Below are 8514 nucleotides of genomic sequence, written 5' to 3' on the forward strand. Positions count from 1 at the left end.
CCGCGGAGGATGTCCGGCCTTTCCGGTGTTCTGGGTACTGATCGATCAGACGGAGGTACTGGCTTCGACCAGGCCGATACGGTCGATGCGTTCGGTGCGGGTGTTGAGCCGTTCAGTCGCATCGGTAGCACTGAGCACGCTCAGCTCGTAGTGCAGTACCGCTCCGACGCGAGTGCAGAAGGCGGCGGATTCGTCCGCGGCATCGGGAAATTCGGGGATGACCCGATCGACGATGCCGCCCGCGAGCAGATCGAAGGACCTGATCCCTTGACTGGCTGCCATGTCCGGCGCGTGCGTGATGTCGTGGAACATGATCGCGCTCGCACCTTCGGGAGGTAAGGGCGAGAGCCAACCGTGGCGGGCCGCCAGCACTCGATCGGCCGGAATCAGTGCCAGGGCGCCGCCGCCCGTGCCCTGCCCGAGCAGGAGGGAAATGGTGGGGACCTCGAGTGAAATCATGTCGGCTATGCACCGAGCGATCTCGCCCGCCAGTCCGCCTTCTTCGGCCTCCTTCGACAGTGCCGCGCCCGCTGTGTCGATGATCGTCACCAACGGCAGGTCGAGTTCTGCGGCCAGCCGCATACCTCGCCGAGCCTCCCGCAGAGCGCCGGGGCCGAGTGGGGAGTGAGCAGTCTGTCCGCGCCGGTCCTGTCCGAGAAGGACGCAGGGCATGTCGCCGAAGCGGACGAGTGCGAGCATGATGCCGGGATCGTTCTCGCCTTGGCCGGTTCCGTTGAGCGGGAGCATGTCCGAAGCGGAATTGAGCAGCACTTCACGAATCCCAGGTCGGTCTTCGCGTCGGGATGCGACGACGGATTCCCAGGCTGACGTATCGGGTGGGCAATCGTACGAGCACGGGTCACTGGGCAGTAGGTGCCCACGATGCGCCCCGGTGATGATGCGCAATGCGCGTTCGACGATTTCGGCGAGCTGGTCTGGCGGCCTCACTGCATCGATGAGTCCGTGCTCGTGAAGGTTCTCCGCTGTCTGGACACCGGCGGGGAAAGGTGAGTTGTACAAGGCCTCGAACACTCGAGGGCCGAGGAATCCGACGAGGGCCCCCGGTTCCGCGATCGTCACGTGACCGAGTGATCCCCAGGACGCGAATACGCCTCCGGTGGTGGGGTTTCGGAGATAGACGATGTAGGGCAGGTGCGCTTCTTTGTGCTTGATGAGCGCCGCGGTGATCTTGACCATCTGCAAAAACGCCGTCGTCCCCTCCTGCATGCGCGTTCCCCCGGACGTGGGAAGCGCAAGAAGGGGCAGGTGCTCTTGGGTGGCTCGACGGATGGCGACGACGAGGCGTTCTCCCGCCGCCACGCCGATCGATCCGCCGAGAAAACCGAACTCGCAGACGATGATTGCCACACGGCGGCCTCGGACGGAGGCGCTTCCGGTCAGGACGGATTCGTCGAGCCCGGTCTTCTCCTGGGCCCGCAGAAGTGCTTCGGCGTAGTCGGAGTCGGTCGCGACGGGAATCGGAGGGGTATCCCACGACTCCCAGGTGCCGGCATCGATCACCAGGTCGAGCAAGTCGCGAGCCGTCAGGCGGTTCATCGGGTGAATCCTTGTAGCCACGACATGATTTCGTCAGTGTCTTCACCGAGAACCGGAGGTGCAGTGTGGCGGGTCTCCGTCACTTCGGTTCCGTCCGGATCGAAAAATCGCAGCGGTGGACCGGGCAGTGTGATGTTTCCGAGCGTGCTGTGGTCGACGTCGACGAGCAATCCCTGTGATCGGGTCTGCTCCCATTCGTACACTTCGGAGATCGTCCGAACCCGTCCTGCCGGTACTCCGATGCGGTCGAGTTCGGTCAGAAGCTCGTCACGCGAGTACGGCTTGAAGGTACGTTCGATCAATTCGACGACCTGGAAATGATTTTCGACGCGTTCGGCGTTTGTTGCCATACCCGGGGCGTCAGGGTCGAGGTCGAATCCTTCGCAGAATCTTCTCCACAGGCTTTCGCTGCCGACCGAGATCTGCACTGCGCCATCGCCGGTACGAAAGAGTCCGTACGGTGCGATGGAGGGATGGTGGTTGCCCTGCGCCGTGCCTACCTCGCCGGCGACGGTCCACTTCGTTCCTTGAAACGCGTGAACACCGACCACGCTGGCCAAGAGCGACGTTCGGACAACGCGGCCTCTCCCCGTCTGCTCGCGTTCCTTCAAAGCCGCGACGACACCGAACGCCCCGTACATTCCGGCGAGAAGATCGGCGATCGGAACTCCGACTCGTTGAACGTCGTCCGGACTCGAGCCGGTCAGCGACATGAGTCCGGCTTCCCCCTGGGCGATCTGGTCGTAGCCGGCGCGACCGCCTTCCGGGCCGTCGTGGCCGAAACCGCTGATGGACAGAACGATCAGTCGAGGATTGAGTTCGGCCAGCCGCTCGGTCGAGAATCCGAGTCGATCGAGAACTCCGGTGCGGAAGTTCTCCATGAGAACATCGGCGCGGCAGACGAGATCTTCGAGGGTCGCGCGCCCACTGTCGGATTTCAGATCGAGCGTGATCGACTTCTTGTTCCGGTTCGTGGACAGAAAATACGTCGATTCCCGTTGCGTGTTCGGTGGTTCCAACGGGGGCTCCACAAAAGGCGGCCCCCACCCTCGGGTGTCGTCGCCGCCGTGAGGTGATTCGACCTTGATCACGTCGGCACCCAGATCACCGAGCATCATTGCCGCGTGAGGACCCGCGAGTGCGCGCGTGAGGTCGACGACTATCACGTCGTGTAACGGACCACTACGAGCACTTGTGTTGTGAGGCTTCGAAGTCGAGTTCATGTCGCACCGCCGTGTTCTGGTGTAATTGGCTGAGCCAGTTGGTGGTTGAGGCCTCCGTAGTTCGGTCGACTCCGGTCCGCTGGACCGAGAAACCGGCCAGGGCCACTGAAGGAGGTATGTGCGGCCCGTCTTTCGAACCGTAAGCGGGCACCGGTGAACGGCACATGGGTAACCTTGCCGACGACGGGTGTCAGTGGTGGGTAAGAAGTGACGAATGCTCACCGGGCCGCGCGATTGCGGTTGTATCGAACCGTTATCGGGACGTTCTGTCAGCTCATATCGTGCGAAGTCATGACATTTCGTGCATCTTCATGACCTGCAGGGCGAGTGAGACGTTCAATCGAAGGACGGGGTCGTCGGTGAACGATCCGACGACGCTCTCCAGCTTTCCGATTCTGTAACGCAAAGTGTTGTAGTGCATGTGCAGCGCCCGGGAGGCCTCGGCGACATTGCAATTGCAGTCGAGCAGGGTCTGGAGTGTCAGACGCAGGTCAGCGGCTTCGGCGTTGTCCGCCGACAAGGACTTCAGAACGTCATCGGTGAACGAACGCAGTTCGCTCTTGTCCGTCTGGAGCGAGAGGAGTCGGTGTACACCGAGTTCGTCGAAGTGTGCGATCTGCCCCGGCCCGTTGATACGTCGGCCGACGACCACGGCTGTACAGGCTTGGTCGTAGGCCGCGGGTAGATCGGCCAGGGAGTAGATCACCCGGCTCACTCCCGTGCTGAAGGATCGGCGGCCGCTGGTGCGATCGCCGGCAACCTTGCGCACCAACCCTTCGATGTCCCGAACCGCACGGTCGGTGCTGGTCGGGAAAAGCGTGACCACCTCGTGTCGAAACCCGACGGACGGCGCCGTCCGCTCGTGTGTTCGGACCACTTGTTGCCAGCCGTCGCTGAGTCGATCTTGGTCCGTGCGAGTGGAATTCGCGTGCTGGGATTCCGGGTGATCGACGTCGAGTTCTGCAACCACAACGGCAAGTGGACGAGTGACATCCCACCCCAACTGGGTGAAGTGCGCGCTCACTTCCGCAGGCGAGCCGGCTTCGCCTATCAGTGCGTCACGGAGGAAGTCGCCGCGGAACTTGGATTCCACTGCCGCAACTGCCAGCTGTTTGGTGACGGCCAGCGCGGCAACGGTGGCCGCTCGCTCCAGCGCTTGAACGACAACTGCGCCGAGTTCGTGGGTGCCGGCGTACGCCACCATCCGGCCGTGGTCGGTGCCGCCGGCCACCACTCGGGTGAGCGCCAACTGGCCGGGAAATCCCTTGGGTGCGTTCTGTAAACCGACGGCGACCCGCTCGGTCAGGAACCGACCGGTGCTTTCGAACAACGGAAGCGCGTTCAGCGCGGCTGAATCCCCGGCCTCGGTCAATACCCTTCCGTCCGGCGAGCAGATCAGAACGCTGACGTCGAAAAGCGCGGCGAATTCCGCGGCAATCTGAGGTAGATCGCCACCTTCCAAGACGATCGACGTCAACGAGCGGTGAAGTCGATCGGCAATGTCGAGTGCCGCGGACTGCTTCGCCACCAACTTGGTGAAGACCTCCGAGATCACCTCGTCGAATCCCGCGGTGACGGGAAGAACCAACAGCGGAAGCCCTCGCTGCTCTGCCATGTGCAGCATCGCCTCGGGCAGCTCGTCGAGATAACGGCCCGTTTTCACGGCAAGTGCCGCGACTCCTCGACGTGCAAGACCGTCGACGAGGTCACTGAGATCTGTGTCGTCGAGAAGCTCGCCGGTTCGCCCGTAGCGCAGCGGGAACCCGGTTGTCACCAACAACTCGTTCGGCTTCACCCAAGCGAGGATGTCCGGTACTTCCATCACGTTCACCGATTGAACGAGGTGGCGTAAGCCCCCGTGCCCGGCAAGGACTTCGGCTCCACGCAGACTGGGCAGCTCGAGGACATCCCGAACTGTGAGTCTGTAGTCGCCACCTTCTGGCAAATGTTGAAGCTCTTCGCTCGAATATTTGGCAGATCTATCCATGTCGCGAGACTACGCTCGATCACGCGACGAACATTGTCAACAGTTGACGAAAATAGCCTCTCGAAATGAGCGGTTCTCCGTATGTCTGCCAACTACCGCGGCCCGAATTGGCGATCGCCCGCGTCTCCGAGTCCAGGTATCAGGAAAGCATTTTCGTTCAGGCCGTCGTCGATGCTCGCTGTGAGGAGCCGGACCGGATGTCCGGAGTTCTTCAGTGCTTCGATCCCTTCCGGAGCCACGACGACACATATTGCAGTCACATCGGTGGCTCCGCGTGCAATGAGCAGATCGATTGTGCGGACGATGGATCCACCGGTCGCCAACATCGGATCGAGGACGTAGACGGGGGTGCTCGACAGATCAGCGGGCAGGGACTCGAGATACGGAACCGGCTGGTGTGTCTTCTCGTCTCGTGCCATTCCCACGAAACCGACGCCTGCCTGCGGAATAAGGGCACTCGCCTGTTCGACCATGCCGAGGCCCGCTCGCAAGACCGGGACCAGGAGCGGTGGATTCGCCAGCCGCACCCCCAGCGTCGGAGCAACTGGCGTCTCGATGTCGAACTGTTCCAGTTCTGCGCCGCGCATGGCCTCGTAGACCAACATATGGGTCAGTCTGCGCAAGGCGGACCGGAACGTTGCGTTGTCGCTGCGAGCGTCGCGCATGGTCGTGAGCAGCGATGCCGCCAGCGGATGGTCGACAACAGTGGTGTCCATGGTCGAATCGTAAGTGAGAACCGATGGGGCGGCGCACAACCGGTGAATCGGAGTCGAAATAACCAATCGCGGTTTTCGTTTGGGCAAGTATTGACGATGCCGATGGGTTCGAGTCGTCATAGCGTGGTCGACACGGCAGTTCCGAACCGCTCGGCTGGACTGAGCGCCCGGAGCTGTCAAGGCCCAATTTTGCCTCCACGATTCCCTATACAAGGAGATGCCAATGCCCGAAGCAATCGAGGTCCGTAAGGTTCCGCTACACAGCGTCTCCGACGCCAGTGAGCTCGCCAAGCTGATCGACGACGGTGTCCTCGAGGCCGACCGCGTCATTGCAGTCATCGGCAAAACCGAGGGTAACGGCGGCGTCAACGACTACACGCGCATCATCGCGGACCGAGCGTTCCGAGAGGTTCTCTCCGCCAAGGGTAATCGCAGCCCCGAAGAAGTGGCGGAGGTGCCGATCGTCTGGTCCGGCGGCACGGACGGCGTGATCAGCCCGCACGCGACGATCTTCGCGACCGTGCCGGCAGACAAGGTCACCAAGACCGACGAGCCGCGACTGACCGTGGGTGTCGCCATGAGTGAGCAACTGCTGCCCGAGGACATCGGCCGTACGGCCATGATCACCAAAGTTGCTGCGGCAGTGAAAGACGCGATGGCCAATGCCGGCATCACCGATCCCGCCGACGTGCACTACGTACAGACCAAGACTCCGTTGCTGACAATTCACACCATCCGTGACGCCAAGAGCCGCGGCAAGACTGTGTGGACCGAACAGACTCATGAGTCGATGGACCTGTCCAACGGCGGAACGGCTCTGGGGATCGCGGTTGCGCTCGGCGAAATCGACATGCCGACCGACGAGGATGTCATGCACAGCCGCGAACTCTTCTCCTCTGTCGCATCCTGCTCGTCCGGCGTCGAGTTGGACCGCGCGCAGATCGTCGTCGTCGGTAACGCACGCGGCGTCGGCGGACGCTACCGGATCGGCCACAGCGTGATGAAGGATCCGCTCGACCAGGACGGCATCTGGGCGGCGATCCGTGACGCCGGACTCGAACTTCCGGAGCGGCCGCACTCGAGCGACCTGGACGGTCAACTCGTCAACGTGTTCTTGAAGTGCGAGGCCAGTCAGGACGGAACGGTCCGTGGCCGTCGTAATGCGATGCTCGACGACTCCGACGTGCACTGGCACCGCCAGATCAAGTCGTGTGTCGGCGGAGTCACGGCAGCTGTCACCGGCGATCCGGCAGTGTTCGTCTCGGTATCGGCAGCGCACCAGGGTCCCGAGGGCGGCGGCCCAGTCGCTGCCATCGTCGATCTCGGTCAGTAGTAGGCAAGAACCTCGCTGGAAACCTCGACAGTCGCGCCGCCACCGGCAATTCGTCCTCGAATCAGTTGCCGGTGTCGGCGAGTCCGCCGCGGCGTACCCCACTTCACTGCTTGAAAGGATTCACGATGGTTCATGCTGCTGACCCTGTCGACGAGAGCGTTTCCGGTGCGCCCGAGAATCGCGAACTCGTCATGGCCGATGCGGTCACGCTCAGTGGTCTGATACGCAGGCGTGAAGTGTCGTGTGTCGAGGTGATGGACAGCTTCCTCGATCAGATCGAATTACATAACCCGGCGGTGAACGCGATCGTCGCATTGCGGGATCGGGAAGCGTTGACGGCGGAGGCGCGCGAGCGTGATTCGCAGTTGGCGAGTGGGGAGTATCTCGGTTGGATGCACGGGTTTCCGCATGCGGTGAAGGATCTTTCGGCAGCCAAGGGTCTGCCGTTCACGTCCGGGTCGCCGATGTTCGCGGATCGAATCGCCGAAGATGACGAACTGTTCGTCAAGCGGATCAGGTCTGCCGGTGCCATTGTGATCGGCAAGACGAACACACCGGAGTTCGGACTCGGATCCCAGACGTACAACCCGGTGTGGGGTACGACGGTGTCGCCGTACGACAATTCGCGCACTGCCGGCGGTAGCAGCGGTGGCGCCGCAGCGTCGTTGGCGCTTCGCATGCTGCCGGTGGCTGATGGAAGCGATTACATGGGTTCGCTCCGAAACCCGTCGGCGTTCAACAACGTTGTTGGGTTTCGACCTTCCTGGGGTCGGATACCGGAGACGGGATTCATCGCTCAGGGCGCTGTTGTGGGTCCGATGGGCCGAACCGTCACCGACGTGGCTCACCTGCTTTCCACGATGGCGGGGCCGGATGCTTATGCACCGTTGGGGATTCGTGAGAATCCCGCTGTGTTCACCGAAAGCCTCGCACGGGATCTGAAGGGCTCTCGGATCGCATGGGTCGGTGACTGGAACGGTTACCTGGCAACCGAACCTGGAGTTCTCGAGTTGTGCGAATCCTCGTTCGAGGTCTTCGAACAGTTGGGGTGCCGCGTCGAGGCGGCGCTTCCCGACTTCAAACCCGAGGACATCTGGCAACTGTTCTTGCGGTGGCGTTGGTGGGCACAGCTCGGCTTGATCGATCAGTACAACGATCCGAGCTTGCGCGAGTTGATGAAGCCCGAACTGTTGTGGGAACTCGAGCACGCGGTCACACTGTCGGCTCTCGACGTGACCAAGGCCGCGGAGGCCCGCAACGGCTGGCTGTCGGCCATTACCAAGATGTTCGAAACCTACGACTACATTCTTGCGCCCAGTGCCCAGGTGTTTCCTTTCGACAAGAACACTCACTGGCCCGAGACCGTCGACGGCCGATCGATGGACACGTATCACCGGTGGATGGAGACGGTTGTTCCCTGGACGATGGCCGGGGTTCCGGTTGCGGGGATGCCGGTCGGCTTCGACGATCGTTCGCTTCCCATGGGTATCCAGATCATCGGTCGGCACGGAGCCGACTTGGACGTACTCCAACTCGCCTACGCATTCGAGCAGGCAACCCAGTGGGTCGAGCGGGTTCTTCCGCCCGCACTCCGCGTGAACTGACCGATCTATTTCGAACGTATCCAGTTGGGAGAGAGAGACGATGGCTTCGGCATTGTGGCACGGGTTCGCGGACATGGGCGCTGTGGAGAAGAAC

General features: G+C 62.1%; 6 protein-coding genes. 2 read left to right on the top strand and 4 right to left on the bottom strand.

Going from position 1 to position 8514, the window contains the following annotated elements; translation table 11 throughout:
* Positions 1 to 45 precede the first annotated feature (45 nt).
* From RWT78_RS05095 to upp, 4 genes are all read right to left on the bottom strand, one after another.
* Positions 46 to 1557 (bottom strand): carboxyl transferase domain-containing protein, encoded by a 1512-nt coding sequence (locus RWT78_RS05095; RefSeq protein ID WP_003945996.1) that lies wholly within the window; start codon positions 1555 to 1557, stop codon positions 46 to 48.
* Positions 1554 to 2780 (bottom strand): CaiB/BaiF CoA-transferase family protein, encoded by a 1227-nt coding sequence (locus tag RWT78_RS05100; protein ID WP_037132549.1) that lies wholly within the window; start codon positions 2778 to 2780, stop codon positions 1554 to 1556. The genes RWT78_RS05095 and RWT78_RS05100 overlap by 4 nt, the downstream gene beginning before the upstream one ends.
* Positions 2781 to 3069: 289 nt before the next feature.
* Positions 3070 to 4767, bottom strand: a complete 1698-nt coding sequence (locus RWT78_RS05105) for a PucR family transcriptional regulator (RefSeq protein ID WP_003946020.1) — start codon at positions 4765 to 4767, stop codon at positions 3070 to 3072.
* 92 nt (positions 4768 to 4859) lie between these two features.
* Complete coding sequence (gene upp, locus RWT78_RS05110) at positions 4860 to 5483, bottom strand: uracil phosphoribosyltransferase (RefSeq protein WP_007735207.1); 624 nt, start codon at positions 5481 to 5483, stop codon at positions 4860 to 4862.
* A gap of 223 nt (positions 5484 to 5706) precedes the next feature.
* On the opposite strand from upp, the gene RWT78_RS05115 reads away from it, so the two are divergent.
* Both RWT78_RS05115 and RWT78_RS05120 read left to right on the top strand, forming a co-directional pair.
* Positions 5707 to 6816 (top strand): ring-opening amidohydrolase, encoded by a 1110-nt coding sequence (locus RWT78_RS05115; RefSeq protein WP_007735206.1) that lies wholly within the window; start codon positions 5707 to 5709, stop codon positions 6814 to 6816.
* A gap of 125 nt (positions 6817 to 6941) precedes the next feature.
* Entirely contained in the window at positions 6942 to 8420 is a 1479-nt protein-coding gene (locus RWT78_RS05120) for an amidase (RefSeq protein WP_047270153.1), read from the top strand.
* Positions 8421 to 8514 lie beyond the last annotated feature (94 nt).

Source organism: uncultured Rhodococcus sp. (genome assembly GCF_963525155.1).
GTDB classification, from domain to species: domain Bacteria; phylum Actinomycetota; class Actinomycetes; order Mycobacteriales; family Mycobacteriaceae; genus Rhodococcus_F; species Rhodococcus_F qingshengii.

What these genes read in the sequence shown, in the direction of transcription:
- RWT78_RS05095 (WP_003945996.1), bottom strand. Translation starts at nt 1,557, where the DNA reads ATGAACCGCCTGACGGCTCGCGACTTGCTCGACCTGGTGATCGATGCC.
- RWT78_RS05100 (WP_037132549.1), bottom strand. Translation starts at nt 2,780, where the DNA reads ATGAACTCGACTTCGAAGCCTCACAACACAAGTGCTCGTAGTGGTCCG.
- RWT78_RS05105 (WP_003946020.1), bottom strand. Translation starts at nt 4,767, where the DNA reads ATGGATAGATCTGCCAAATATTCGAGCGAAGAGCTTCAACATTTGCCA.
- upp (WP_007735207.1), bottom strand. Translation starts at nt 5,483, where the DNA reads ATGGACACCACTGTTGTCGACCATCCGCTGGCGGCATCGCTGCTCACG.
- RWT78_RS05115 (WP_007735206.1), top strand. Translation starts at nt 5,707, where the DNA reads ATGCCCGAAGCAATCGAGGTCCGTAAGGTTCCGCTACACAGCGTCTCC.
- RWT78_RS05120 (WP_047270153.1), top strand. Translation starts at nt 6,942, where the DNA reads ATGGTTCATGCTGCTGACCCTGTCGACGAGAGCGTTTCCGGTGCGCCC.